The organism is Peteryoungia algae, assembly GCF_030369675.1.
Lineage (GTDB): Bacteria > Pseudomonadota > Alphaproteobacteria > Rhizobiales > Rhizobiaceae > Allorhizobium > Allorhizobium algae.
This window is the reverse complement of the sequence record NZ_CP128477.1, coordinates 739,865-763,342: the sequence shown is the minus strand read 5'-3', so window position 1 is coordinate 763,342 and position 23,478 is coordinate 739,865. Positions and strand designations below refer to the sequence as shown.

General features: G+C 63.0%; 23 protein-coding genes and 1 riboswitch. Of the genes, 4 read left to right on the top strand and 19 right to left on the bottom strand.

What is annotated here, in order from left to right; translation table 11 throughout:
- Nucleotides 1-26: 26 nt before the first annotated feature.
- The 6 genes from cobM to QTL56_RS03875 form a co-directional block, all read right to left on the bottom strand.
- On the bottom strand, nt 27-812 hold the full coding sequence (cobM, locus tag QTL56_RS03900) for a precorrin-4 C(11)-methyltransferase (RefSeq protein WP_229576318.1): 786 nt from the start codon (nt 810-812) through the stop codon (nt 27-29).
- Nucleotides 809-2,647 carry a precorrin-3B C(17)-methyltransferase gene (gene cobJ, locus QTL56_RS03895; protein ID WP_245136957.1) on the bottom strand — a complete coding sequence of 613 codons (1,839 nt, stop codon included), beginning with the start codon at nt 2,645-2,647 and terminating at the stop codon, nt 809-811. Before cobJ ends, cobM begins: the two co-directional genes overlap by 4 nt.
- The gene (cobI, locus tag QTL56_RS03890; RefSeq protein ID WP_245136958.1) at nt 2,647-3,384 is read right to left on the bottom strand and encodes a precorrin-2 C(20)-methyltransferase; all 738 of its coding nucleotides are present in this window, start codon (nt 3,382-3,384) and stop codon (nt 2,647-2,649) included. Before cobI ends, cobJ begins: the two co-directional genes overlap by 1 nt.
- Nucleotides 3,381-4,622, bottom strand: a complete 1,242-nt coding sequence (gene cbiE / locus QTL56_RS03885) for a precorrin-6y C5,15-methyltransferase (decarboxylating) subunit CbiE (RefSeq protein ID WP_245136959.1) — start codon at nt 4,620-4,622, stop codon at nt 3,381-3,383. Before cbiE ends, cobI begins: the two co-directional genes overlap by 4 nt.
- A complete protein-coding gene (locus QTL56_RS03880) occupies nt 4,615-5,256 on the bottom strand; it encodes a precorrin-8X methylmutase (protein WP_245137195.1) in 642 nt (213 codons plus the stop codon). Before QTL56_RS03880 ends, cbiE begins: the two co-directional genes overlap by 8 nt.
- A 926-nt stretch (nt 5,257-6,182) precedes the next feature.
- The gene (locus QTL56_RS03875) at nt 6,183-7,517 is read right to left on the bottom strand and encodes a sirohydrochlorin chelatase (RefSeq protein WP_245136960.1); all 1,335 of its coding nucleotides are present in this window, start codon (nt 7,515-7,517) and stop codon (nt 6,183-6,185) included.
- Between the two features lie 347 nt (nt 7,518-7,864).
- On the opposite strand from QTL56_RS03875, the gene QTL56_RS03870 reads away from it, so the two are divergent.
- From QTL56_RS03870 to QTL56_RS03860, 3 genes are all read left to right on the top strand, one after another.
- Nucleotides 7,865-8,650, top strand: a complete 786-nt coding sequence (locus QTL56_RS03870; protein WP_245136961.1) for a TSUP family transporter — start codon at nt 7,865-7,867, stop codon at nt 8,648-8,650.
- Nucleotides 8,651-8,753: 103 nt separating this feature from the next.
- Complete coding sequence (locus QTL56_RS03865) at nt 8,754-9,119, top strand: nuclear transport factor 2 family protein (protein ID WP_245136962.1); 366 nt, start codon at nt 8,754-8,756, stop codon at nt 9,117-9,119.
- On the top strand, nt 9,116-9,934 hold the full coding sequence (locus tag QTL56_RS03860; protein WP_245136963.1) for a helix-turn-helix domain-containing protein: 819 nt from the start codon (nt 9,116-9,118) through the stop codon (nt 9,932-9,934). The genes QTL56_RS03865 and QTL56_RS03860 overlap by 4 nt, the downstream gene beginning before the upstream one ends.
- A 38-nt stretch (nt 9,935-9,972) precedes the next feature.
- On the opposite strand, the gene cobO is transcribed toward QTL56_RS03860, so the two are convergent.
- From cobO to QTL56_RS03800, 12 genes are all read right to left on the bottom strand, one after another.
- A complete protein-coding gene (cobO, locus tag QTL56_RS03855; protein ID WP_229576326.1) occupies nt 9,973-10,605 on the bottom strand; it encodes a cob(I)yrinic acid a,c-diamide adenosyltransferase in 633 nt (210 codons plus the stop codon).
- Complete coding sequence (locus QTL56_RS03850; protein WP_245136964.1) at nt 10,602-10,955, bottom strand: GNAT family N-acetyltransferase; 354 nt, start codon at nt 10,953-10,955, stop codon at nt 10,602-10,604. The genes cobO and QTL56_RS03850 overlap by 4 nt, the downstream gene beginning before the upstream one ends.
- Before the next feature lie 89 nt (nt 10,956-11,044).
- Nucleotides 11,045-11,464, bottom strand: a complete 420-nt coding sequence (locus QTL56_RS03845) for a GFA family protein (RefSeq protein WP_245136965.1) — start codon at nt 11,462-11,464, stop codon at nt 11,045-11,047.
- Nucleotides 11,457-15,218 carry a cobaltochelatase subunit CobN gene (gene cobN / locus QTL56_RS03840; RefSeq protein WP_245136966.1) on the bottom strand — a complete coding sequence of 1,254 codons (3,762 nt, stop codon included), beginning with the start codon at nt 15,216-15,218 and terminating at the stop codon, nt 11,457-11,459. Before cobN ends, QTL56_RS03845 begins: the two co-directional genes overlap by 8 nt.
- A 3-nt stretch (nt 15,219-15,221) precedes the next feature.
- Complete coding sequence (cobW, locus tag QTL56_RS03835) at nt 15,222-16,298, bottom strand: cobalamin biosynthesis protein CobW (RefSeq protein ID WP_229576330.1); 1,077 nt, start codon at nt 16,296-16,298, stop codon at nt 15,222-15,224.
- Nucleotides 16,299-16,301: 3 nt separating this feature from the next.
- Nucleotides 16,302-16,832, bottom strand: a complete 531-nt coding sequence (gene cobU / locus QTL56_RS03830) for a bifunctional adenosylcobinamide kinase/adenosylcobinamide-phosphate guanylyltransferase (RefSeq protein ID WP_245136967.1) — start codon at nt 16,830-16,832, stop codon at nt 16,302-16,304.
- Between the two features lie 185 nt (nt 16,833-17,017).
- A riboswitch (cobalamin riboswitch) is annotated at nt 17,018-17,389 on the bottom strand.
- A 66-nt stretch (nt 17,390-17,455) separates the two neighbouring features.
- Complete coding sequence (locus QTL56_RS03825) at nt 17,456-18,277, bottom strand: hypothetical protein (RefSeq protein ID WP_245136968.1); 822 nt, start codon at nt 18,275-18,277, stop codon at nt 17,456-17,458.
- 63 nt (nt 18,278-18,340) lie between these two features.
- Complete coding sequence (locus QTL56_RS03820) at nt 18,341-19,147, bottom strand: ATP12 family chaperone protein (RefSeq protein WP_245136969.1); 807 nt, start codon at nt 19,145-19,147, stop codon at nt 18,341-18,343.
- A gap of 9 nt (nt 19,148-19,156) precedes the next feature.
- Nucleotides 19,157-19,810: an HAD-IA family hydrolase gene (locus QTL56_RS03815; RefSeq protein ID WP_245136970.1), complete on the bottom strand. Its 654-nt coding sequence runs from the start codon at nt 19,808-19,810 to the stop codon at nt 19,157-19,159.
- Nucleotides 19,807-20,796, bottom strand: a complete 990-nt coding sequence (locus tag QTL56_RS03810) for an RluA family pseudouridine synthase (protein ID WP_229576335.1) — start codon at nt 20,794-20,796, stop codon at nt 19,807-19,809. Before QTL56_RS03810 ends, QTL56_RS03815 begins: the two co-directional genes overlap by 4 nt.
- Before the next feature lie 96 nt (nt 20,797-20,892).
- Nucleotides 20,893-21,270, bottom strand: coding sequence for a fluoride efflux transporter CrcB (gene crcB, locus QTL56_RS03805; protein WP_245136971.1), 378 nt, complete (start codon nt 21,268-21,270; stop codon nt 20,893-20,895).
- 60 nt (nt 21,271-21,330) lie between these two features.
- Nucleotides 21,331-21,867 carry a flavodoxin domain-containing protein gene (locus tag QTL56_RS03800; protein WP_245136972.1) on the bottom strand — a complete coding sequence of 179 codons (537 nt, stop codon included), beginning with the start codon at nt 21,865-21,867 and terminating at the stop codon, nt 21,331-21,333.
- Nucleotides 21,868-22,062: 195 nt separating this feature from the next.
- Between QTL56_RS03800 and QTL56_RS03795 the strand changes: the two genes are divergently transcribed.
- Nucleotides 22,063-22,338 (top strand): hypothetical protein, encoded by a 276-nt coding sequence (locus tag QTL56_RS03795; RefSeq protein ID WP_245136973.1) that lies wholly within the window; start codon nt 22,063-22,065, stop codon nt 22,336-22,338.
- 81 nt (nt 22,339-22,419) lie between these two features.
- Here QTL56_RS03795 and QTL56_RS03790 read toward each other — a convergent pair whose 3' ends face one another.
- Nucleotides 22,420-23,475, bottom strand: coding sequence for a copper chaperone PCu(A)C domain-containing protein (locus QTL56_RS03790; protein ID WP_245136974.1), 1,056 nt, complete (start codon nt 23,473-23,475; stop codon nt 22,420-22,422).
- Nucleotides 23,476-23,478: the final 3 nt, after the last annotated feature.

The window sequence follows — 23,478 nt, the reverse complement described above, 5'->3', positions numbered from 1 at the left end:
CCTCTCGTTGTCAGGCGATCTTCCGCTCAACCTGCCTTGGCGACCTTCTTCTTTTTCCCGACATTGCGAAGCACGTGGCTGAAGTCGGAGTTGTAGAGATCGCTGTCGCGGAACTCCACATGACCAAAGACCTTGCCAACCATGATCAGGGCTGTCCGGGTGATCTTGGCCTTGCGCACCTCCTCGGCCATGTCCTTCAGCGTCGTGCGAATGAAGAGCTCATCCGGCCAGGTCGAGCGATAGGCGATCACCACGGGGCAGTCCTCGCCGTAGTAGGGCGTCAGCGTGTCGCGGATGTGACCGAGATTGCGTATCGACAGGTGGATGGCCAGCGTCGCCCGCGATTTTCCGAGAATCTCCAGCGTCTCGAATTCCGGCATGGAGGATGCCTTCATTTCGGTGCGCGTGACGATGACGGTCTGGGCGATCTCCGGCAGGGTGAGCTCGGTCTTGAGACGCGCGGCTGTCGCGGCAAAGGCCGGTACTCCGGGTACGACGTCATAGGGAATGCCTGCCGCATCAAGGCGGCGCATCTGTTCGGCGATTGCGCCGTAGATCGACGGGTCGCCGGAATGCACGCGCGCCACATCCTCGCCCCGCGCATGGGCGGCCACCATTTCCGCGACGATCTCGTCGAGATGCATGGGGGCCGTATCCTTGACGATGGCGCCTTCCGGTGCTGCCTCAACGATCTCTTCCGGCACCAGCGAACCGGCATAGAGGCAGACCGGGCAGCGCTCGATGAGGCGAAGGCCGCGCACAGTGATGAGATCGGGGGCACCCGGCCCGGCACCGATGAAATAGACGGTCATGCTTCACTTCCCTTCATGCCAGTGTCTGCCTTGCCCGAATAGCCGCGCGGTGTGTAGACCCAGGTCTTTCCGTCACCGGTCGTCACCGTCCGGCTTTCCGAGGATCCGACGACCACGACCGTCAGCATGTCGACATCGTCGACATTCAATTCACCAAGCGGGACGGTGCGCACATGTTCGCCCTCGCGGCCGAGATTGGTGGCCAGGATGACTGGCGTCGTGGCCGGGCGGTACTTCAACAGTTCGTCGCGGGCATAGGCCAGCTGGGTGCGGCGCTTCATCGAAACGGGATTGTAGAAGGCAATGACGAAATCGCCCTCGCCTGCGGCCTTCACCCGACGCTGGATATGCTCCCAAGGGGTCAGCAGGTCCGAGAGCGAGATTGTGCAGAAGTCGTGGCCAAGAGGCGCGCCGATGCGGGCGGCCGCGGCCTGAAGTGCGGAGATTCCCGGCGAAACCTGCACTTCGATGCGGTTCGCGCCATCCGTGATGCCGCCCTTGTCGAAGAGTTCGAAAACGAGCGTCGCCATCGCATAGATGCCGGCGTCGCCAGAGCAGACGAGTGCCACCGTCCTGCCCTGCCCCGCCAGTTCCATCGCATGGACGACGCGCGCCTCTTCCTTGCCCAGGTCGAAATCGTGGCGGACCTTGCCGTCGCCCAAGGGCCCGAGCAGATCGAGATACAGCGAATAGCCAACGAGATCCGTGGAGGATGACACCATGCGCGACACTTCCGGCGACCGCCAGTCATCCGAACCGGGACCGATCCCGACCACGAAGAGCGTGCCACGTGCGCGCCCTAGCGTCCTGGGATCGACGACATCAGGCGCCTGGGCGATCGCAGCTGTGGCACCCCTCGACTTGATCTTTTCGACCGCCAGTGCCCCGGCCTGTCCGACGGCAGCCAAAGCCGCGCCTTCAGCAACGCCATGGCAACCGACTTCGGCGAAGACCACCTCGGAAGGGTTCGCGAGACGGGGCGCCTCAGCTTCGAGTGTGGCGGCCGTGAAAAACCGCGCCGGCACGCCGAAATGGGCGGCGACGGCATGAAGCGCCGTTTCGTCCGCCTTCAGGTCGATCGAGCAGATTGCGGCTAGGCTTTCCCGCGCAAAGCCACCCTTCGCCAGCGCTTCCTCGGCAAGCGCAATCGCTTCCTCGGGCTTGGCATGCCGTTCGCAGCCCATACCGAGCACGAGCGTCTTGGGATGATAGACGAGCTCCAGCTCGCCGGCGGTCTTCTGTTGGTCGGTCACGGTGAGCGTCACGCGGGCCTCTTGTTCAAATGAAAGTCTGGATTGGGTGAGCCAAGTGGCGGATGATGCGTCGAGTCTGACGCCGGTGCCTGCCACGAGCTCTGCCATCACCGCCTTTGCGGCATCTGGATTGGCGAGCACGTAACCCTCCGGCGGCTGATCGAGCGCTACGCCGAATTTGAGGTCGCCCGCTGTGGTGATCGCAGCATGCGCGCCGAATGCTGCAGCGATGCTGCGCGCGAGATCATTGGCGCCGTGGTGGCCGCCAAGCAAGGGCACAACGCAGGAACCGTCTTCCGCAACGGCCAGCACCGGCGGTTCTGTCTGCTTGTCGGAGAGGAGCGGTGCGAGAAGTCGGATGAGAGCGCCCGAAGCCATGACGGCAACGATCGGCCGGCCGGCCGAGAACAGTGCTTGCACATGCTCCTTCGCGGAGCCGAAGTGCAGATCGGCCGACGTGACGCGCGAGGCTGCGCCATGCAGTTCGCCTGAGATCTCCGAGGCGACACGACGACCGATCCGTGCGGCGGTCTCGGTCAGAACGACAACGACCGGAATTCCGGGAGAGGCCTCGATACCCATCAGGCCCCACTTCCAAGGGTCTTGGCGAGCGCCGGATGCCAGCGCTCCTCTCCCTTGTAGATCAGGATCATCGAGAAATAGGGGGCTGTGTCGCCTGCGACCTCGGAGAGCGGCGTGAGCTTTTCTTCGGCAAGGCTGACACGCTCGGCATAACCTGCTTGCGCCGTCAGCCCCAGGCTTTCGATCAGCGTGCGGATGCGGGCGAAATGCCGGCCGAGCTTGATGATGGCAACAGCACCGGAGGCGTCGATGCGGGCCTTCAGCTGGTCATCCGGCAGCGGACCGGGCAAAACGGTCAGGACGTCATTGCGGGCAGCAAGCGGACGTCCGAGACCGGCGGCGGCCGCCATCATTGAGGAAACGCCCGGAACGACCTGCGTCGGGTATCGATCAGCAAGCCGCTCGAAGAGATACATGAACGAGCCGTAAAAGAAGGGGTCTCCCTCGCAGAGCACGGCAACATCGGACCCGGCATCGAGATGATGCGACAGCGTCTCCGCCGCCTTCGTGTAGATGTCCTGCGCTGGGAAGCGCTCGACGCGCATCGGCACGACAATCGGGACCTCCAGCTGGGCAGCGGTCAGATAGGGGGCCGCGATCTGGCGGGCGAAGCTCGGACCGGTATCGGGTGCCGGATAGGCAATGACGGGGCATTGCGTCAGAATGCGATGCGCCTTCAGCGTCAAGAGCTCAGGATCGCCTGGACCAAGGCCGAGACCATAGAGTGTACCGGTCATTCGACCTCTCCCTTCACAACGGTCCACATCGTGACCGGCATCAGTGACTTCCAGCCGCAATAGCGCCCGACCGGGGCAGCGCGTGCCACCTGGATGCGGGTCAGATCCCCACCATGGCGACCGCGCAGATCGACGAGCCTGGCCTCGCCCTCTATGGTCACCGCATTGGCCACCAGCCTTCCGCCGGGCGGAAGGGCGGCCCAGCAGGCGTCGAAAAGCCCCTCGCCGCTGATGCCGCCGCCAATGAAGATGACATCGGGCGTCTTGAGGCCCGCGAGCACCGCCGGCGCCTCGCCTGCGACAATGTCAAGATCGGGCACGCCGAGGGTCTCGGCATTCTCGCGGATCATTGCCAGCCGCTCGGGCTTCGCCTCGATCGCAATCGCCCTGGACCCCATGCCTGCGCGCATCCACTCAATGGCGATCGAGCCGCAGCCGGCACCGACATCCCAGAGACGGGCATTCGGAAAGGGTGCCAGTTGGGCAAGCGTTGCCGCGCGGATCTCGCGCTTGGTCAACTGGCCGTCATGACGGAAGGCCTCGTCGGGCAGGCCGGGCACCGGCGCCAGGATCGGTCCGTCCCAGGCGCAGTCGATCGCCAGCGTGTTGAAGTCCGACATGGGGGGGCAGGTTTCAGCCATTTCCAACGCTGACAAACGCAGGATGCGCTCATGCTGCCCGCCCATGTGTTCCAGCACATGCAGCACGGAGGCGCCAAAGCCGCGTTCGGCCAGCAGAACAGAGGCGGCCTGCACCGTCGAGGCGTCCGATGTCAGCGCCAGGATGCGCGCGCGCGGCAGGACATGGCGGTTGAGGAAGGCGAGCGGACGACCATGCAGAGAGATCTGGGTGACCGACTGCAGCGGCCATCCCAGCCGGGCGGCAGCGAGCGAAAAGGCGGACGGGCTGGGCAGGACGTCCATTTCTTCCGCCGCCACATAGCGTCGCAGCGTCGCCCCGATGCCGAAATGCATAGGGTCGCCGGTGGCCAGGATCGTAACGGGGGTACCGCGCAATTTCAGGATCTCGGCAAGTGTCTCGCGAAACCCGGCACCCCAGGTGAGGATGCGCTTCAGCTCGGGCAGGTTCGATCCGTCGATCACGGCATCCAACCTCTCGCCAATGACGAGCGTCTCCGCCTGCCAGACGACAGCCTGAGCCTCGGGAGTGAGGCTTTCGAGCCCATTGTCTCCGATCCCGATGATGGTCAGCCAGGGGCCATGCGCGTGGTCAGACATTGGTACCGAGGCCTCCCGCAAGCGCATTCACCGCGGCCGAGGCCATCGCGGAGCCACCCCGTCGGCCACGGACGGCAATGTAGGGGATGCCGCGGCTATCAGCGATCAAGGCATCCTTGCTTTCGGCGGCACCGACGAAGCCGACCGGGAAGCCCAGGATGATCGCGGGCTTCGGTGCCCCTGCGTCGATGCGCTCGAGCAGCCGGAAGAGTGCTGTCGGCGCATTGCCGATCGCGACGACCGCGCCGCCGAGATGTTCGTCCCAGAGGTCGACCTGGGCGGCCGAGCGTGTGTTGCCGATCTCGGCCGCCTTCGGGCGCACGCGATCGTCGTTCAACAAGCAAAGGATCTCGTTGTCAGCCGGCAGCAGGCGGCGGATCACGCCATGGCGCACCATCTCGACATCGACAAGCACGGATGCGCCTCTTTCAAGGGCCGCGGCCCCGGCCTCGAAAGCGCCGTCCGACCAGCGGATATCGTCGGCGAGATCGACCATGCCACAGGCATGAATGAGGCGGATGACCAGCGGCTGCAGGACGGTTGGGAAGCGGTCGAGAGCCGCCTCCTCGCGAATGGTGGCGAAGGACTGGCGATAGATTTCAGCGGGGTCGCGGATGTAGTCGAGGGGTGCCATCTGGCCAGCAGACGCACTTGCAGCAGGCGATACAGCACTTGTGAGATCGCGATGACCGATGCCGAGCACCCAGCCCTCCTCGGTGATCGACGTTGCCACCTTGTCCTCAGCCAGCATCGGCGGACGTTCAAGCAGTTGAGCCAGACTGCCCTCGGCATCATACCGGGCGAAGGCTTCGGCGACGGTGCGGACCTGCGCCTGATCCTTCACGTCGTCACCAGCGGCCACAGTGAAGAGCGAGGGGTAGATTTCGGCAAAGATGACCGGCTTTTCGAAAGCGCTGGCAAAACCAGTCTCGAAGGGCCAAACGGCAACCTTTTCGCGGTGACCGCTTTCGTCGAGAAAGCGCGACAAGCGCGCGATGCCGAGGAGGGTCTGGCTGCCGACCGAGCCATTGTAGGTGAGCTGCCAGACAGATTTCGCCCCCTTGGCAAACTGTTCCGAATGACGGAAGGCAAAGGGCGCCGATTGTGGCGCTGCAGGCTTCTTGTCGGAGAGGTCGGGATAGGTGTGCTGATGTGGCCGCCCCCAGAAGCGGGGCTCGCCTGGAAAATGTGCCGCGTTCCAAAGCGAAGCAAGGTCAAAGCGGTTGTTCCGGTTGTCATCGCCATCTTCGATTTCGGATGCGATCAGGCGCCAGAGCGAGCGCCAGTCTGGCCGGCCCGTCAGACGCACGGCTGTGCCTGCGGGATAACCGAAGGCGAAATCGAAGCCGCAGAGGAGACGTTCACCGGCGGCCAAGGCAGACCCCACCTCTGCGTCGAGGCGCGACATGAAGGCATGCCGGGTCGGAAAGTTCTCGATCCAGTCGATCACGGGCCGATCGCCCTCGCGCCGGGCGAGGCAGGCCCAGAGCGAGTTCTTGCCCGTCACCGGTTGCCCGGCACCGGACCAGTCGACGATCAGGATGCGATCGAAGAGCGGCATCAGTTTTTCTTCTGCATCGACTTCGGCCCCAGCGGATGATCGGCATGGGGATAGGGCGCGTGGTGGTGATCGTGACCATGATCGTGGCTGTGGCCATGATCATGCCCGTGGGTGTGACCATGGTGATGATCGTGGTCGTGGTCGTGGTGATCATGATGACCGCAGCCGCAGTCCGGTCCATGCTCGTGCTGCGCGGACTTGCCCGAGGACGGCGCATCCATCACGGCTTGCAAGTCGGCGTCCGGCGTCTTGTCCTTCAAGGCAGCATATTTGCCGCCGAGCGTGAAGGACGCCGCATAATCGAATGCGGGCTCGAGCGCGACGGCCTGCAGCGGTGCCGGTTCGGCGTGGCTGTGCACAGGCGTCCAGGGAAGACCGTGCTCACGACAGTAATCCGGATCGCGGCAGGATGCATCGCAGTCGCCCTTGCAGGGACAGTCTTCCAGTCCCCCGCCAATGCCCTCGACGTGATGGTGATGGCTTTCCTGCGGCTGGCCGACATCGGCCTCGAAGCCCAGGACCTGTTCGCGATACTTGCACATCTGGCAGTTCATCACGGCTGCCCCCTCAAGGATCTCCTTGACGCGATCCTGGAAGGCATCGAGCACCAGCGGGTGATCGTTGAGATAGCTCGCCTTGACGAACTGGATCTCCGGGAACCGCGCCGCCACTTCGTCGGTATAGCTGTAGATGCGCTTCACCAGCACGCCGGTGAACAGGAAATACGGGAAGACGATGATGCGCTTGTAGCCGAGCTTGGCGGCATGGGTCAGCCCCGGCTCGACCAGCGGGAAGGTCACGCCCGAATAGCAGGTTTCGCCCCAACCGAAGCCCATGCCTTCCCAGAGCATGCGCATGACCTTGGTGGCGTTGGAATTGGCGTCCGGGTCGGACGAGCCTCGGCCGACCACCATCAGCAGCGTCTCGTGCTTTTCGATGAACCCGAGCGTGTCATTGGCTTCGTCGACAGCTGCCTGGATCCGGTCGCCGGCAGCTCGGATCATCTTCAGGTCGATGCCGAGTTCGCGACCGTAATTGATGACCATGCCCGGATTCTGTGCCTGGTAGGTGTTGAGCACAGAGGGAATGTCGTTCTTGGCATGTCCTGCCGCAAAGAGCATGCCGGGAACGGCCAGCACCCGGGTCACACCCTGCTCGCGCAGGCTGTCGAGACCGGCAGAAATCACCGGATTGCAGAATTCGAGATAGCCGTATTCAACGGGCAGGTCCGGGTTGCGGGCGCGCAGCGCTTCCGCGATCACGGCGAATTCCTTGGCCGCATTCTGATTGCGGCTGCCGTGTCCGCAAACCATGATTCCGAGTTTTTCCGCCATAGACAAAGGCCTCCCTGCTTCGCTTCTTTTTCTGTACGAAGCGCCGAACCTTCTGCCATTTCTGGCGTGGTCCATGGCCTTTGGGACAGCTCCGGAATTGGCCCCCTGATTGGGTTGGCCGCACCGGACTATTTCCAGCCTGTCGAACAGGCGCCGTCGCACATTACTGTGAGCTTTATCGAAGCCTCACCCAGCGGTCAAACCGGATTGCGGCGCTTTGTATGACGGATGCGGCAGTTCACAGAATGTCCCGCCCGCGACACGCGCGACGGTCCTGGCCAGTTGCGGAGCCGCCATGATTGGTCCACAAGGGCGGCACATTTCACCCCCTCCTCACGAGTCTCCCCGTGGTCGATCTCGCCTTCCAAGCCCTGCTGCTTTTGTTCGTCGCTGCCTTCATTGCCGGTTTCATCGATTCGATTGCCGGCGGCGGCGGGCTGATCACCATTCCGGCCATGCTCATCGCCGGTATCCCACCGCTCGAAACCCTGGGCACGAACAAGCTGCAGTCAATGTTCGGCGCGGGTTCTGCGACCCTCGCCTATGCGCGCAAGGGCCATGTCGACCTGAAGAAGCAGTTGCCAATGGCAGCCATGGCCGTTCTCGGCGGTGCTGTCGGTGCCCTGATCGCGACCGTCGTTCCCGGGGACATTCTGCGGGTGCTGATGCCTTTCCTGCTCGTTGCCATTGCGCTCTACTTCGCCCTGAAGCCGAATATTTCCGACGAAGACCGCCATCAACGCATGACGCCCTTCGTCTTCGGCGTCACGCTTGTGCCGCTGATCGGCCTCTATGATGGCGTCTTTGGCCCCGGCACCGGCTCCTTCTTCATGCTGGCCTTCGTCTCGCTCGCCGGTTTCGGCATGCTGAAGGCGACCGCGCATACCAAGCTTTTGAACCTCGGCTCAAATCTCGGCGCCTTCCTCGTCTTCGTTGCAAGCGGTGTGGTCTTGTGGAAGGTCGGCCTTTTGATGGGCGTCGGTCAGTTCCTCGGCGCCCAGACCGGCTCGCGTTTTGCCATGCGCCAGGGAGCCAGGATCATCAAGCCCTTGCTGGTCGTCACCTGTGTGGCGCTCGCCATCAAGCTGCTCGCCGACCCCACCAATCCGATCCGGATGTGGCTAGGGTTTTAGGCTCCCGCCACGTTTTGATTACCTCCGGCGTAATTGATAGTCTGATGCCAGCCCGCGATGATCGCGTTGCCTGTTCACGGCACACGATCAAAGGAGTATGACAATGGACAATGCACAGAGGATCGCAGAGCACTACATCGCCGTCTGGAACGAGACTGACGCCGACGAACGATCCAAGCTCATTGCCGAAACCTTCACCGATGACACAACCTATATCGACCCTTTGATGGCCGCCGACGGGCCAAGCGAACTTCATGCGCTGGTCGGCGCAGTCCATCAGAGGTTCCCTGGCTTTCGCTTCGCGTTGGTAGGCAAGCCAGATGGATATGGCAGCCGATTGCGATTTTCGTGGAAGCTCGGGCCTGCCGACAACGACGACATGATCAAGGGCACCGATTTCGCGGTGGTCGAAGACGGGCGTCTGCGCAGCGTCGACGGCTTTCTTGATCGGGTACCGGCAACGGCATGATCGGGGCAAGCCAGAGTCTGGGTGACTTCTTGCGAGAGTGGCGGCAACGCCGCCACTTGAGCCAGTTGGACCTGGCGCTTGATGCAGATATCTCCCAGCGGCACCTGAGTTTCATCGAAAGCGGCAGGGCCTCGCCCAGCAGGGATATGCTGCTGCGACTGACCGAGAGGCTTGCCGTTCCGCTGCGTGAGCGCAATCCCATACTCGTGGCCGCCGGCTTCGCCCCGATCTACTTGCAGCGATCTCTGGATGAACCGGCACTGGCCGTTGCGCGACAGACGGTGGACTTGATCCTGAAAGGTCATGAACCACACCCGGCATTGGCCGTCGATCGACACTGGACGCTTGTCGCAGCGAATGGCGCGGTGGAGCTCTTGCTGACCGCCGTTCGAGACCCCGAATTGCTGAAGCCGCCCGTCAACGTCCTGCGTCTCAGCCTGCATCCGTCTGGCCTGGCGCCTGACATCGTCAATTTCGGGCAATGGCGGCACCACCTGCTTGATCGCCTTCAACAGCAGATTGCAGCCAGCGGAGATCCGGTGCTGAGAGCGCTGCGGCATGAATTGCAGGACCTGCCGCATCCCGAGGCACAAGTCGCTGGAGGCAGCTCGCCCATCGGCGATAAAGCCGACTTCGCCGTCCCTCTGCAGTTGAGGACGAAAGTCGGTGTTCTTTCGTTTTTGTCGACCACAACCGTGTTCGGATCGCCGGTTGATATCACCCTGTCGGAACTGGCGATCGAATCCTTCTTCCCGGCTGATCCCCCAACGGCAGAACGCCTCAAATGCCTGATGGCAATGAAAGCGTCACGCTGAAGAACCACGTCCGTGATCGTGCCAATAACGCGATGCTCTCAGTATTCCACCCCGATCTGCGCCTTGATGCCAGAGCGGAAGGGATGCTTCACCAGCTCCATCTCGGTCACCAGATCGGCGAGCTCGATCAGCTCGTCCTTGGCGTTTCGGCCGGTCAAGACGACATGGGTCATGTCAGGCTTTTCGGTGGCCAGGAATTCGAGCACCTCAGCGAGATCGATGTAGTCGTAGCGTATGGCGATGTTCACCTCGTCGAGCAGCACCATGGAATTTGCCGGATCCCGGATCAGTTCCTTCGCCTTTTCCCAGGCGGCTTTTGCCATGGCGATGTCGCGCGCCTTGTCCTGCGTTTCCCAGGTAAAGCCCTCGCCCATGGTATGGAATTCGCACAAGTCGGAGAAATGCTTGAGGATCATATCCCGCTCGCCCGTCGACATGGCGCCTTTGATGAACTGCACAACGGCGCACTTCTTGCCATGGGCGATGTGGCGGAAGATCATCCCGAAGGCGGCCGAGGACTTGCCCTTGCCCTTGCCGGTATGGACGATGATCAAACCCTTTTCACCGGTCTTGGTGGCCATGATCTTGTCGCGGGCAGCCTTCTTCTTGGCCATCTTCTCCGCGTGGCGGGCGAGATCTGCCTCGCCGGTGGCAGTGGTTTCCTCGGTCATGTCATACTCCCGGTGTCGTTGAATTCTTTTGCAAACCAGATCCGCTGTGGCGCGGCGCCAATCTTCGGCAAGCGGCCGATTTCGCGGTAGCCCTCGCGCTTGTAAAACCTTGGCGCCTGAAACTCGAACGTATCGAGATAGATGCCGGCCGAGCCTTCATCGCGCGCAATCACTTCCGCGCGGGCGAGAAGCCGCGCTCCGATACCGCTGCCTCGTGCCTCGGGCGCTACCGCCAGCAGCTTGACGTAAAACCAGCCCTGGAGATGCGCGCCGACCAGGCCGCCAATGATGTTTCCTTCGCCATCAACGGCGCGCAGATGCACCTTCCGCTTTTCGAAGGCATGACCCATCGCGACCGCCGCCTCGTCCAGAATGGCGTCGACTGCCCCTGTCAGGGCCTCTCCCTCGGTCTCGTCAAGCTCGATCCGTATCCCGCTCGTCACACGCCGCCCTCGCTTTTTGGCAAATCGTCGGCGACACGCAACCAGTCCACGCGTTCGTCCCAATGCCAGTGCTCGCGAATGGGGACGGAGAGCCCGTCATCGAGGCTCGCGACATAAAAATCGATGTCTTGAGGCCGCCGCTCCGTCTCAAACGACATGGGTGATCCGCAATTGCCGCAGAAGCCGCGTCGCACACCTGGCGAAGAGGCATAGAAGCGCAGGCTATCGCCTTCCAGCGTGGCGCTGTCGCGCGAAACGGTCAGAAACGTTGTCACAGGGGAAGAGGCCGCGCGTCGGCAGCTTTCGCAATGGCAATGGCCGGAACTGCGGACAGGACCTGGCGTGCTGAAGCGAACACCGCCACACAGGCAATGGCCGCTCAGAGCCATCGACTTTCCGGTTTGAATGTCAGGCATGCTGCTCTCCCTGCGTCATCTCCACGAGGGTGAACTTGGCCGAATTGCTCTTCGGCGTCCACAAGCCCCGGTCGATTGCCTCGATCAAACGGTCCGCCAGCTCCTTTTGCGCTGGTGCATTCTTCTCGGCCATGAAGTCACGCACGCGCTCGTCGAGGATGAAGGCCTGGTAGACGGCCTCGAAATGGTGGTCGCGCACGGCCCCGGTCGTCGCGGCGAAGGCAAACATGTAGTCAACCGTCGCCGTGATCTCGAAAGCGCCCTTGTAGCCATGGCGCATGATGCCTTCGATCCATTTCGGGTTGACGACACGGGCCCGCACAACGCGGCCGATCTCTTCCTCAAGGCTCCGGATGACCGGTTTTTCCGGCCGGGAATGGTCGTTGTGGTAGACTTTCGGGCGAGCCCCCGCCACGTGCTCGATTGCCGCCGTCATGCCGCCCTCGAACTGGTAGTAGTCGTCGCTGTCGAGCAGGTCGTGCTCGCGATTGTCCTGATTTTGCACCACCGCCTGGACCGAGCGCAACCGCTCCTCGAACAGGCCTCGTTCCGCCTTGCCCTCCTCGCCGGCACCATAGGCGTAGCCGCCCCAGACAAGATAGGCTTCGGCAAGATCCGCCCGGTCGCGCCAGCCTTTCTCATCGATCAAGGCCTGGAGGCCGGCACCATAGGCGCCCGGCTTTGAGCCGAAGACACGGTAGCCGGCCCGCCGTGCGGCCTGCTTCTCGTCCAGCCCTTCGCCTTTCAGCTTCTCGATCTCGGCTTGCACGCGCGCCGCGATCGGATTGTCACCCTCGTCCTCGTCGAGGCCTGCCACGGCGCGCACCGCCTTGTCGAAGAGCGCGATCTGTTCCGGAAAGGCATCGCGGAAGAAACCTGAGATGCGCAGTGTCACATCGACACGCGGGCGTCCGAGGATCGCCATCGGAACCACTTCGAAGCCGGTCACACGGCGGGAGGCCATGTCCCAGAGTGGTTTGACCCCGATAAGCGCCAGGCCTTGCGCGATATCATCGCCGCCGGTGCGCATGTTGGATGTGCCCCAGGCTGTGATGCCGAAGGAGGTTGGCCATTCGCCGTGGTCCTGGACATACCGCTGGATCAGCAGCTCGGCGGATTTCTTGCCGAGTTCGTAAGCCGCCGGTGTTGGCACGGCGCGGCTGTCGATGGAGTAGAAATTGCGGCCCGTGGGCAGCACGTCCGGTCGACCGCGCGTCGGGGCGCCGGAGGGTCCCGGGGGCACGAAACCGCCGGCCAAACCCTTCAGCAGACCGTGGATTTCGGCGGGACCGGAGGAGACGATGGCCGGTTTGAGGCGCGTCTCGATTTCAGCGAGGACTGCGCGCGTGCGGGTCCAACCGTCTTCACAGCCGACATCGCCGGAGACGAGTTTGGCGGAAAGAAGCTCGATGCGTTCGACTGTATCGCCCGCCGTGCGCCACGGGGCATCGGTGAGGTCGGCGAGGAGATCCGGCTTCGGACCGGTCCACAGATCAGACATGACGCAGTCGAGAGGATCGAAGCCTGCCGTCTTGAGAAGGTCGGCCGCAATCGCCCGCTGCAAACTCGCATCACCGCCCTCGCCCTGACCGCGCGGCACGCGCGCGAGCGCGACGACAAGATCGGTCAACAACCGTCCCTCCGGAGCGAGCCCGAAGATGTGCAAGCCGTCGCGGATCTGCATTTCCTTCAGGTCACAGAGATAGGCATCAAGCTTTTCCAGCGCCTGGTCCTCGGCTTCGCCCTTGGCAATGCCGGCATCCTGATCGAGGCCGATATCGGCGATCAGCTCGAGGATCTGCTTTTTCAAGAGCACCAGCCGGCGCGGATCCCCGCCCGAGGCCTCGTAGTATTCGTCGACCAGCGCCTCCAGGTCCTTCAGCGGGCCATAGCTTTCAGCCCGCGTCAGCGGCGGGGTCAGGTGGTCGATGATGACAGCGGAGCTGCGGCGCTTGGCCTGCGTGCCCTCGCCGGGATCATTCACGATGAAGGGATAGAGATGCGGAAGCGGGCCGAACACTGCCTCCGGAAAACAGGTCTCCGACAGCGCCAGCGCCTTGCCTGGCAACCATTCGAGATTGCCGTGTTTGCCCATGTGGATCACGGCCTGAGCGCCGAATTCCCGTCTGAGGAACGCATAGAAGGCGAGATAGCCATGCGGCGGCACGAGATCGGGCGAGTGATAGCTTTCCTTGGGATCGATGTTGTAGCCGCGGGCCGGCTGGATACCGATCATGAGTTTTCCAAAGCGCATCAGGGGCAGCGCGAAAGCCCCGTCGAGATGGAAGGGATCGCTCTCCGGCGCGCCCCAACGGGCGGTGATGCGATCCTGAACCTCTTTGGGAAGAAGGCCAAAGAAACATTTGTAATCGCTTATGGAAAGCACTTCCCGAACAACACGTCCGTCATGGGCCGCGTTGGTTGGCCCGACCATCAGCGCCTGCATGAGCCCGTCGCCGTCGGCGGGCAGACCAGCGATATCATAACCCGCATCCCGCATGGCGCGCATGACCTCGATTGTGCCGGCTGGCGTATCCAGTCCAACACCATTTCCGAGGCGCCCGTCGCGGTTCGGATAATTGGCCATGATCAGCGCAACCCGGCGATCGACGGGCTCGGTCGACCGGAGTTTCGCCCAGTTGGCCGCCAGTTCCGCGACGAAGCGCATGCGACCAGCATCAGGCTCGTGGCTAACCAGATTGGCCTCGACCCGCTCGTCGAAGCGTGCCTTGGACTTGAAGGAGACGGCGCGGGTCATCACCCGGCCATCGACCTCCGGCAGCGCGACGCTCATCGCGAGATCGCGTGCGCTGAGACCTTGCGTTGAGCTCTCCCAGGTGGCGCGCGGCGAGGAGGAAAAGATCGCCTGCAGCACCACCGCACCCGTCTCATCGAGTACGGTCGACGGCTTCTCCGCGCCCGGAGTGGAGACGGCAAAGCCGGTCGTGTTGATGACCACAGCCGGCGGGAAACGGGAAAAGATGGCGCGCAGCGTATCGACCGAAACCTGATCCTTGAGGCTCGAGACAAAGACCGGCAGGGGAACCAGATCCTGCGCCTGCAAAGCGTCGACCATGGCTTCGACGGGTGCGGTCTCCCCACTCTGGACGAGGGCGCGGTAGAAGCAGAGGGGGACGATGGCTTGCGGGCCAGAGAGGGGCGCTTCAAGCGCCAGCCTCTCCCACTCCTCGACCCCGATCACGCCCCTGCCGGGCCACCAGATGCCGGCTTTCAGCAATGGACGCGCCGGTTCCGGACGGTCGCCCTCGCCCAGCACAGCCTCGGCATAGGAGACGAAGGCTTCGGCATTGTCGGCCCCGCCTTCCGTCAGATAGGTCCAGAGCGCTTGCCGGTCGTCGACGGCACAGCTCTGGAAAGGCGTGAGACCCTCATCCGGCTTGTCGTCACCCGGCAGAACGACAAGTGCCCCGCCATTGCGGCATGCAGCGGCATGGAGCGCTTCCAGGACATAGTGGAAGTAACTTGCGCCACCCAGCGCCCGGACCACGATCAGCCGCGCATGCCTTGCCGTGCGTTCGATATAGGTGTCAACCGACATGGGGTGTTTCAGGGTCATCAGGCTGGCGAGCCGCCAGTTCAGCCTATGCTCGCCCCTCGCCTCCACGGCGGCTGCGATGGCAGCCAGCTCCGTGTCGGCCGCCGACAGGAACAGGATGTCTCCCGGCGTCTGGCCGAGATCGATCGCCTCGTCGCCGTCGCTGATCGATCCCTTCTGGGCGAGAAGCAGATGCATGGCTCAGCCAGCCGCCGCCTGGACGTCGGCGACCACTGCGCCGAAATCCCAATCGTGCAGGCCGATGACGACAATGCGGGTCTCGCGCTTTTCGCCCGATGCCCAGGGGCGGTCGAAATAGGTGTCGATGCGGGTGCCGACCGCCTGGACGACGAGGCGCATCGGCTTGCCGGGCACGTCGATGAAACCCTTGAGGCGCAGGATGTCGTGTTTCTCAATGACCGGCTTCAGGCTGTCGATGAAGTCTGCCGGATCCTTGATCGCGCCGAGCTTCAGGACGAAGCTTTCGAATTCGTCGTGGTCGTGATGATGGTCGTGGTCCTCGCCCGAGGCATGCAATGCCTCGTGCTCCAGTTCGTGGTGCGACTTGCGGTTTGCGATGTCGTCTTCGGTGCTGGCGCCGATCCCGAGCAGCACGAGCGACGACACCTCGCCGTTCTTCGCCTCGATCATCGATGGCTTGCGGCTGGTGCGACCGCTCACCTCGGCGCGCACGGCGGCAATACCGGCAGCATCCAGCAGATCCGCCTTGTTGAGGACGATGAGGTCGGCGCAGGTCAGTTGGTCCTCGAAGAGTTCCTCGATCGGGCTCTCGTGGTCGAGGCTATCGTCCTCGGCGCGCTGGGCGGCGACGGCGTCATGGTCATCGGCAAAACGGCCTGCGGCGACTGCGGCGCTGTCCACCACGGTCACGACACCATCGACCGTCACGCGGGTACGGATATCCGGCCAGTTGAAGGCGGCGACCAGCGGCTGCGGCAAGGCAAGCCCAGACGTCTCGATGACGATGTGATCAGGCTTCACGTCTCGGTCGAGCAGCTTCAGCATGGTCGGCACGAAATCATCGGCGACGGTGCAGCAGATACAGCCATTGGTGAGCTCGATGATGTCGTCTTCGGTGCAGTTGTCTGCGCCGCAGCCCTTCAGCACGTCGCCATCGACCCCGAGGTCGCCAAATTCGTTGATGATCAGCGCGATCTTCTTGCCGCCGGCATTCATCAGCATGTTGCGAATGATGGTGGTCTTGCCCGCGCCGAGGAAGCCGGTGATGACGGTGGCGGGGATCTTTTGCTGCAACATGGTTCAACCCTTCATTTTCAGCGGCAATCCGGCCGCAACGAAATAGACTTCAGCCGCGTTTGCGGCGATCGATTGGTGGAGGCGACCGGCATGGTCGCGGAAGGCGCGAGCCATCCTGTTCTCAGGGACAATCCCGAGCCCGACTTCATTAGAGACGAAGATGACGGTGGCCTGGCGTTCGCTGAGACTGGCGGCGAGTGCCCCGCCGTCTGCGTCGACGTCACGGCCTTCTTCCATCATCAGATTGGTGACCCAGAGTGTCAGGCAATCGACGAGAATGACCCGGTCCGGCTGATCGAGCGTCTTCAGCGCGCCGATCAGGTCCAGCGGTGCCTCATGGGTGGTCCAGCCGTCATCCGCGCGGTCAGCTTTGTGGGCAGCAATGCGGGCGCGCATCTCGTCGTCCCAGGCGCGGCCCGTCGCAAGATAGATCTTCTCGAGGCCGGTGTCGCGGGCCAATCCTTCGGCAAAACGCGACTTTCCCGAACGGGCGCCGCCGAGAACCAGAATGGATCGTGGATGGAATTCGGTCATGGAGTGCCGACGCCTCCAACCGTATGCAGATCTGCAGCACCACACGGATGCAGAATGCACGAAACAGGGATCGATGCCTGGACCGACAATACGGCCCGGCACCGGCGGGGCCTCAAGGACCCGCTGATGCAATACGTCGCCACGACAACCTCCGTGCTGGCAACGGGGAAACCTCCCCAGTGTGGGCACCATGCCCGTGGATGGCAGGTCTCCTGGCTCGCAGGTCGTGGCTTTTGAAAGCCGTCGGATTCTCCTCACCTTCCCAGGGTGTTCCGGCAACACGAAAGAGCGGACGATTCGTAGAGAAAGAGGCGTCCTGCCCCGGCTGATCGTGCTGCCACCCCAGTGGCTTTTCCGTCCTGCCGTTTTCGAGAAGCCGGTCGCACCTGCGACCCGTCACCACCTGAAACGGCAGAGCGGATGGAGAACCCTCGCTGCAATACAGTCGCGGGGTCGGCTGCGTTCGGCATGCCCGGTCTGGGTCCACGCCTTCGCATTCCCTTTTGCTCTCCGGACCGCATCTCTGCCGTCCGGAAACCATCCATGACGAGGATTAGGCCGAGGTCGGTGTCGAGTCAATCACGGCTGCGGCGCGGCGATGCGCCTTTGCGCCGCGGGGATGATCACGGCGCTGCCGTGCAGTTGGACGTCACAGCCGGATCGCACTCGGCGCGAAGCCGGATCGTACCGCTTGCCCCCTGCTCCACCGGCGTTCCAGAGCCGATATCGGCCGCGCGCCGAGCGGGTTGCGCCGGGGCTCTCGGAGACGTCGGCTGGGTGGTGGCAGCCACCGGGGGGACGGCCATTTCCTTTGGCGGAGGTGGCGTCGCAGCAACCGGCGCCGCGGCAATGACAGGCTTCTGCGGCGCAGCCTTCGGCGCGGCTGCGGCCCGCGGCGGAACCGGAGACGTATTTGGCACGACCAACGATGCCGGATCGGTCTTGAGGCGCGTCGAAATGGTTCGGGCGGGTGGTGCGGCCCTGCGAATACGGGGCGTTGTCAGCGAAAAGGCGAAACGGATTCGGGCTGCGATTTCCTCGGCCAGCGCCTGGCGGACCCAGCGCGAGTCGTCGGTCGGGCTATTGACTGTGAAGGACCCTTGCGCCACCGGCTCACCCGTTTCGACGGATGTCGCCGTCACCGTCAACTTCGCTTGAGCCAGGTGGCGTCGTGCCCCCTCGCCGAAGCCGAGTCGGTCGATCTTGACCAGCAGCACGACACGTTCCGCACCCTGAGGCGCCCGGGTTGCTGCGATTGCTGCCGACACACGGCGGTCAATGCCGCCGATCAGGTCGAGCGGGATCCGCGCATCGGCCATGACGGTGACATTGCGAACGTAATAGACCAGTGGCCGGTCGATGCTGCGTCCATGCAGCAGTGTACACGATGCCAGCACCAAAAGGAGCCCGATGGCTGCGGCGAAACGGAGACTGCGAGCGATCATGACAACCCCGGACTGGTGATTCTGGACCAATCCGACAATTCGTCATTTATGGTTAGTGGAGGGTTAACTTTGCGGCTGAAGCGCCTGGAAGAGGGCGGCTGCCGACGCATATTCGGCGTATCGGGCGTCGCGACGCGCCTCGGCTTCGGCATCGGTGCCCCAGTGCTCGACTGCCCAGTCCTCGTCGATATGCGCGAGCGACCAGACTTCATCAAGGTCACAGGCGCCGTCGGCATAGGCAAGCGCCAGAACCGCCGAGCCGGTCAGCGTCGTGACCACGTTGAGACATGAAATCAGGAAAGCGTCTCGATAACGCTCAAGTGCCCTTGTATAGGCGGAAATCGCTTCTGCCGGCTGTTCCTGATGCATGACGCCTTCCACCAGGAAGAAGCGGGTGCCATGAGCCGTCGTCGCCCAGGAGAGAACCGGATCCCAGCGGGCCGCCTGGCGGTCAATCAATTCTTTCGGGCCATCTGCGCGGTAACACAGCATGTCCGTACCGGCGAAGCGGACGATCTCGTCGAAAACTTCGGCGAGGCTATTGGAGACGGCATCGATCGCCGTGTTGGCGAGCTTGGTGACCGGCATGGTCGCGGGGTCGATGTGTTCGCCCTGCCCTGCCCATTCCGCTGCCACGAGTTCGGCCGCCTCGCGGGTCGGCAGCTGCAGCAGGTTCTTGGCCGGCGTCTTGACCGGTTTGCCATCGAGCGTGATCGAGAATCCTCCGTCGCGCTCATCAATACCGACGCTCTCGTAGAAGCGCTTCGGAAGCGGACGCTTCATCTGGATCTGCGCCCGGCGCACGGGATCCTCGTGGCTGTGCTCCGGAACAAAGGTCCCGAAAATGTCCTGATTGAGTTCGTCGCGCATCTTAGGCTCCTAGTGGATATAGGCCAGAAGGTCGGCGGGTCGTTCGACCACGGCATCGGCGCCGGCCTTCCAGAGCTCGTCCGGCGTGGCATACCCCCAGGCGACACCGATCGCGGTCGCGCCGGCGGCCTTCGCCATCTGCATGTCGTAGATCGCATCCCCGATCACGATGGTCTCGCGTGCCGCGATGCCCGATTCGTCGCAGCATTCGTTGACCATGGCCGGATGCGGCTTGGAGGGGCAGTCATCCGCCGTCCGGCAGAAGAGAAAATGGGGCGTCAGGCCTTGGCCTTCAAGGATCAATTCCAATCCGCGCCGCGACTTGCCTGTGACGGCGCCGAGCCAGATATCGTCGCGGGCAATCAGCGCGTCGAGCACTTCACGGATGCCGTCGAACATGGTCTCGCCGAAGCCTGAGGTCTGCCGCACATCGGCAAAGATCGACTTGTAGTGCGCCGCCATTGCGACCGCCTCGTCATCGGCATGCGGCTTGCCGTCCATGCGGGCGATCGCGATATCGAGCGTCAGGCCAATGATCGATTTGGTCGTCTCGAGGGCAGGCTCGGGCTTGCCGAAGGCGATGAAGGTGTGGCGCATGACCTCATGGATCAGGCCCGCGCTGTCGACCAGCGTGCCGTCGCAATCGAAAAGAACAAGCTTCATTCGCCGTCCCTGTCACCGTCGCGCTGGTCGAGACCAAGCAGGTTCCAGGTCTGGACCATGTGCGGCGGCAGCGGTGCCGTCACCTTCAGGCGACCACCATTGGGATGCGGAAGGTCGATCTGACGGGCATGCAGATGCAGCCGCTTCTGGACGCCACCGGGGAAATCCCAGTTGTGATCATCGACGAAATACTTGGGATCGCCGATGATCGGATGGCCGATATGCAGCGCATGAACGCGCAGCTGGTGCGTGCGTCCCGTATAAGGCTCCATCTCCAGCCAGGCGAGGTTCTGGGCTGCGGTGTCGATTACACGGTAATAGGTGATGGCGTGGTCTGCGCCGTCCTCGCCGTGCTTGCAGACCCGCATGCGGTCGCCCTCATCGGTCTGGTCCTTGGTCAGCCAGGTCGAAATCTTGTCCTCGTGCTTGCGCGGCACGCCCTTCACCAGGGACCAGTAGATCTTCTTGGTATCGCGCTCGCGGAAGGCGGCCGTCAGTTTCTGGGCAGCGCCACGCGTCCGGGCCACAACGAGCACGCCCGAGGTGTCGCGGTCGAGGCGGTGCACCAGACGCGGCTTTTCGCCCTTCCTGCTGGTCCACGCCTCGAGCATCTTGTCGATATGCCTGTTGAGGCCGGATCCACCCTGCACGGCAAGCCCGGCCGGCTTGTTGAGCACGAAGACCTTCTCGTCTTCGTGCAGCAGCATGCGCGACAGAAGCTCGTGGTCGTCGCCATGCTTGAGGTCATGGCTTGCAATCGGGCCGGTCTTCTTGGCGTCGACGTCCATGGGGGGCACACGCACGACCTGGCCGGGCTGTACGCGGGCATCGGTCTTGACGCGGCCGCCGTCCACACGCACCTGCCCGGAGCGCAGCAGTTTCTGCAGGGCGCCGAAGCCGAGACCCGGGTAGTGGATCTTGAACCAACGGTCGAGCCGCATGCCCGCCTCGTCGGCTTCCACGGTGATATGTTCGATGCCTGCCATCAGGGAATTCTTTCGTGCTCGGGTTCTCCACCCACTTATCCCGTGCCTTTAGTAGATTTCGGCCCGAAAGGGAAAGCGGAAATGCAGGGACCGGGCTCAGAACAGGCTGCGCCCCAGTGCCAGGCCGCCAAATGCGGCCGCGAGCGACAGCGTCACGCTGGCCGCGACATATCCGAAGGCTGCTAAGATCGCACCCCGCTCGGCCAGCGCCATGGTGTCGAGAGAGAAGGACGAAAACGTGGTGAACCCGCCGAGAAAACCGACGACGAGCAATAGGCGCACCTCCATCGGGGCGGACAGCTTGCGCGCCACGAACTCCGTCAGGAGGCCGATCGCAAACGAGCCGACGATGTTGACGGTGATGGTGCCCCAGGGAAAGCCTGTCCCGAGAAATCGCGTCATGGCAACACCGGTCAGGTAGCGGGCCACCGACCCGGTCGCGCCACCGATTGCGACCAGCAGTATATGGAACATGGATGCCTCCGGCTCAAACGGCTCTTGTCACTGTCGTTCAAGCCGGTTGGAACAAGCCCGTCAAGCCTTGGCCGCCGCAAGGAAATCTCCAACGAAGCGCGTGAGCAGCGACCAGTCGGTGAATTCGTGGTCACGGCTGACATCGGTCGGAGCATTCTCGACCTCCGCCATGCGGCGGATGATCCAGCGCTTGAAGAAATCATATTCCGTATAGCGCAAGGCGCCGGCGGCATGATGAATCATGGCCGGTCGCCAGCCGCTCTCGCTGATCAGAGCGTCCGGGAAGTGCATGGCCTCCTCTCGCTCCTCCTCGAATTCGCTGCGGATCAGAAGCGACACGGAGACAAACGCCGAGGGCACGCTGTTCAGCCATGATGCCTCCTGTCGCACGAAACCTGAGAAAGCTGCCGGGTAACGGGCCGCGTGCACGGGGGCACACAGGATCGCCGCTTCCGGATGGGCAACCGCATATTCGCCACCCGAAGTGATGTCGAACAGCAAGGCCCGGTCCCCTCGTGCCTCGATGGCGGTGGCCACCGCGTCCGCGATCTTGCGCGTCTGTCCTTCAACCGTCGCATACCCGACGAGAATGATCATGTCTGTGCTCCTCTTCCAATCTGCCGCCATCATGAGGGAGGCAGCCGGGCCGCGCATTGATCTGGCGCAAGAGAAGGCCTCTCGGACAAACCCGGGATCCATTGAGTTTTATTCAAATACACTCATTCTACTTAAAGATGTATAGATAACCGTAGTTTATGCTAATGTCGTTATGGAATATCTGGAAAAGCGCTCATGACACAGGTTGTCACAGTCTCAGCCCAAACCGCAGCTTATGCGATGGAATCGGTGAAACCGCCGCAGCGCGCGTCGCGTGCCTCCTATGTGGAAGAGCACACCCGCATGCTGGCACAGCAGGCGGCACAAAGCGAAGACTTGCAGCTGCGGGCACTGGTTGCCATCGTTCAGCCGCCGGCGCTGTCACTCTACTTCCTCACCTCGACGCAACAACAGTTCGAGCAGGCAACGCTCCAGGAAACGATCGAGGCTTACAAGAACTCCGTCACGTGAGACTGGCCTCACGAGGCACATGAAGAAAGCCGCGACCGATGAACGGTCGCGGCTTCTTTCGTTTCAACGGAGGTGCCTTGTTCAGTTGCCTCGGGCCGGACCGATCGGCAGAACCATGTCCACGGCACCGGCCTTTTCGAATGTCAGCGTGACATTGACCGTCGCACCTTCCTTGAAGGGCTCGGAAACCTTGTAGAACATCAGGTGCAGGCCACCCGGCTTCAGTTCAACCGTTTCGCCGGCGGGGATAACGATGCCGTCGTTCAGTTGGCGCATCTTCATGACGTCGCCTTCCATCGCCATTTCGTGCATCTGGACCTCGCCGGCCCCAGAAGACGTGACAGACACGAGGCGATCCTCGTCGCCGCCCTTGTTCGTGATGGTGACGAACCCGCCGCCGACCGGCTGACCGGGCAGCATGGCCCTGGCAAATCCTGCCGTAAGCTCGAGGTCTCCTGCCGTCACCGGCATAAAGCCGCCCGGCTCCATCGCGGCCATATGATCGCCGTGGGCCGCATGGCCGGCATGCGCGCCATGACCACCGGCAGCAGCCTGGTCGGCGGGAGCTCCCTGACCGGCATGGGTACCGTGGGCACCATGGCCAGCATGCGGATTTTCCTCAGCCGCCACCAGCTTGAGGACTGGCGCCGGACCATCCAGATCATGCGGGTCCTGACCGGGTGCTGCCACCTGATCCCAGGCGACCTTGGCATCCGCGCCGCAAAGCTGAATCGTCGGGAATGCGAGGCCAGTTGCCGGGTCGCCCGCAGCGATCTTACCGTAAACTGTAAAGGTGTCGTAGAAACTGTCCGGCAGATCGCCGTTCTTGAAACGGATCTCGACCGGCCCGGACTTCACTTCCTTGCCGTGATTGTCATAGCCCTTCTGGTAGTCGCCGGTGATCACTTCGATCTCCCAGCCCGGTTTCAGCATGGGCTTGGCAGAAATAAAGCCTTCAGGCAGCCTGATCTGCACCTCATTGGTCGCCTTGCCGTCGCAACCATGCGGTACCTGCAGTGTGGCGGCGACGTAGGAGCCGATCTTGGCGGGCTGATTCGCAAAAGTCGCATGGGCGAATACGGATGAAGTCGAGGCAAGCGTGGTGATCGCGGTTGCGACAAGCAATTGGGTCTTCATGGC

Bases quoted from the DNA above. Each gene is read 5' to 3' on its own strand.
- QTL56_RS03800 (WP_245136972.1), bottom strand. From the start codon at position 21,867: ATGATCATTCTCGTCGGGTATGCGACGGTTGAAGGACAGACGCGCAAG.
- QTL56_RS03820 (WP_245136969.1), bottom strand. From the start codon at position 19,147: ATGCGCGACGAACTCAATCAGGACATTTTCGGGACCTTTGTTCCGGAG.
- QTL56_RS03845 (WP_245136965.1), bottom strand. From the start codon at position 11,464: ATGCCTGACATTCAAACCGGAAAGTCGATGGCTCTGAGCGGCCATTGC.
- cobN (WP_245136966.1), bottom strand. From the start codon at position 15,218: ATGCATCTGCTTCTCGCCCAGAAGGGATCGATCAGCGACGGCGACGAG.
- cobW (WP_229576330.1), bottom strand. From the start codon at position 16,298: ATGTTGCAGCAAAAGATCCCCGCCACCGTCATCACCGGCTTCCTCGGC.
- cobI (WP_245136958.1), bottom strand. From the start codon at position 3,384: ATGACCGGTACACTCTATGGTCTCGGCCTTGGTCCAGGCGATCCTGAG.
- QTL56_RS03795 (WP_245136973.1), top strand. From the start codon at position 22,063: ATGACACAGGTTGTCACAGTCTCAGCCCAAACCGCAGCTTATGCGATG.
- QTL56_RS03790 (WP_245136974.1), bottom strand. From the start codon at position 23,475: ATGAAGACCCAATTGCTTGTCGCAACCGCGATCACCACGCTTGCCTCG.
- QTL56_RS03810 (WP_229576335.1), bottom strand. From the start codon at position 20,796: ATGGCAGGCATCGAACATATCACCGTGGAAGCCGACGAGGCGGGCATG.
- QTL56_RS03875 (WP_245136960.1), bottom strand. From the start codon at position 7,517: ATGGCGGAAAAACTCGGAATCATGGTTTGCGGACACGGCAGCCGCAAT.
- cbiE (WP_245136959.1), bottom strand. From the start codon at position 4,622: ATGTCTGACCACGCGCATGGCCCCTGGCTGACCATCATCGGGATCGGA.
- crcB (WP_245136971.1), bottom strand. From the start codon at position 21,270: ATGTTCCATATACTGCTGGTCGCAATCGGTGGCGCGACCGGGTCGGTG.
- cobM (WP_229576318.1), bottom strand. From the start codon at position 812: ATGACCGTCTATTTCATCGGTGCCGGGCCGGGTGCCCCCGATCTCATC.
- cobO (WP_229576326.1), bottom strand. From the start codon at position 10,605: ATGACCGAGGAAACCACTGCCACCGGCGAGGCAGATCTCGCCCGCCAC.
- QTL56_RS03825 (WP_245136968.1), bottom strand. From the start codon at position 18,277: ATGATCGCTCGCAGTCTCCGTTTCGCCGCAGCCATCGGGCTCCTTTTG.
- QTL56_RS03860 (WP_245136963.1), top strand. From the start codon at position 9,116: ATGATCGGGGCAAGCCAGAGTCTGGGTGACTTCTTGCGAGAGTGGCGG.
- cobJ (WP_245136957.1), bottom strand. From the start codon at position 2,647: ATGGGTATCGAGGCCTCTCCCGGAATTCCGGTCGTTGTCGTTCTGACC.
- cobU (WP_245136967.1), bottom strand. From the start codon at position 16,832: ATGACCGAATTCCATCCACGATCCATTCTGGTTCTCGGCGGCGCCCGT.
- QTL56_RS03880 (WP_245137195.1), bottom strand. From the start codon at position 5,256: ATGGCACCCCTCGACTACATCCGCGACCCCGCTGAAATCTATCGCCAG.
- QTL56_RS03815 (WP_245136970.1), bottom strand. From the start codon at position 19,810: ATGAAGCTTGTTCTTTTCGATTGCGACGGCACGCTGGTCGACAGCGCG.
- QTL56_RS03850 (WP_245136964.1), bottom strand. From the start codon at position 10,955: ATGGGTCATGCCTTCGAAAAGCGGAAGGTGCATCTGCGCGCCGTTGAT.
- QTL56_RS03865 (WP_245136962.1), top strand. From the start codon at position 8,754: ATGGACAATGCACAGAGGATCGCAGAGCACTACATCGCCGTCTGGAAC.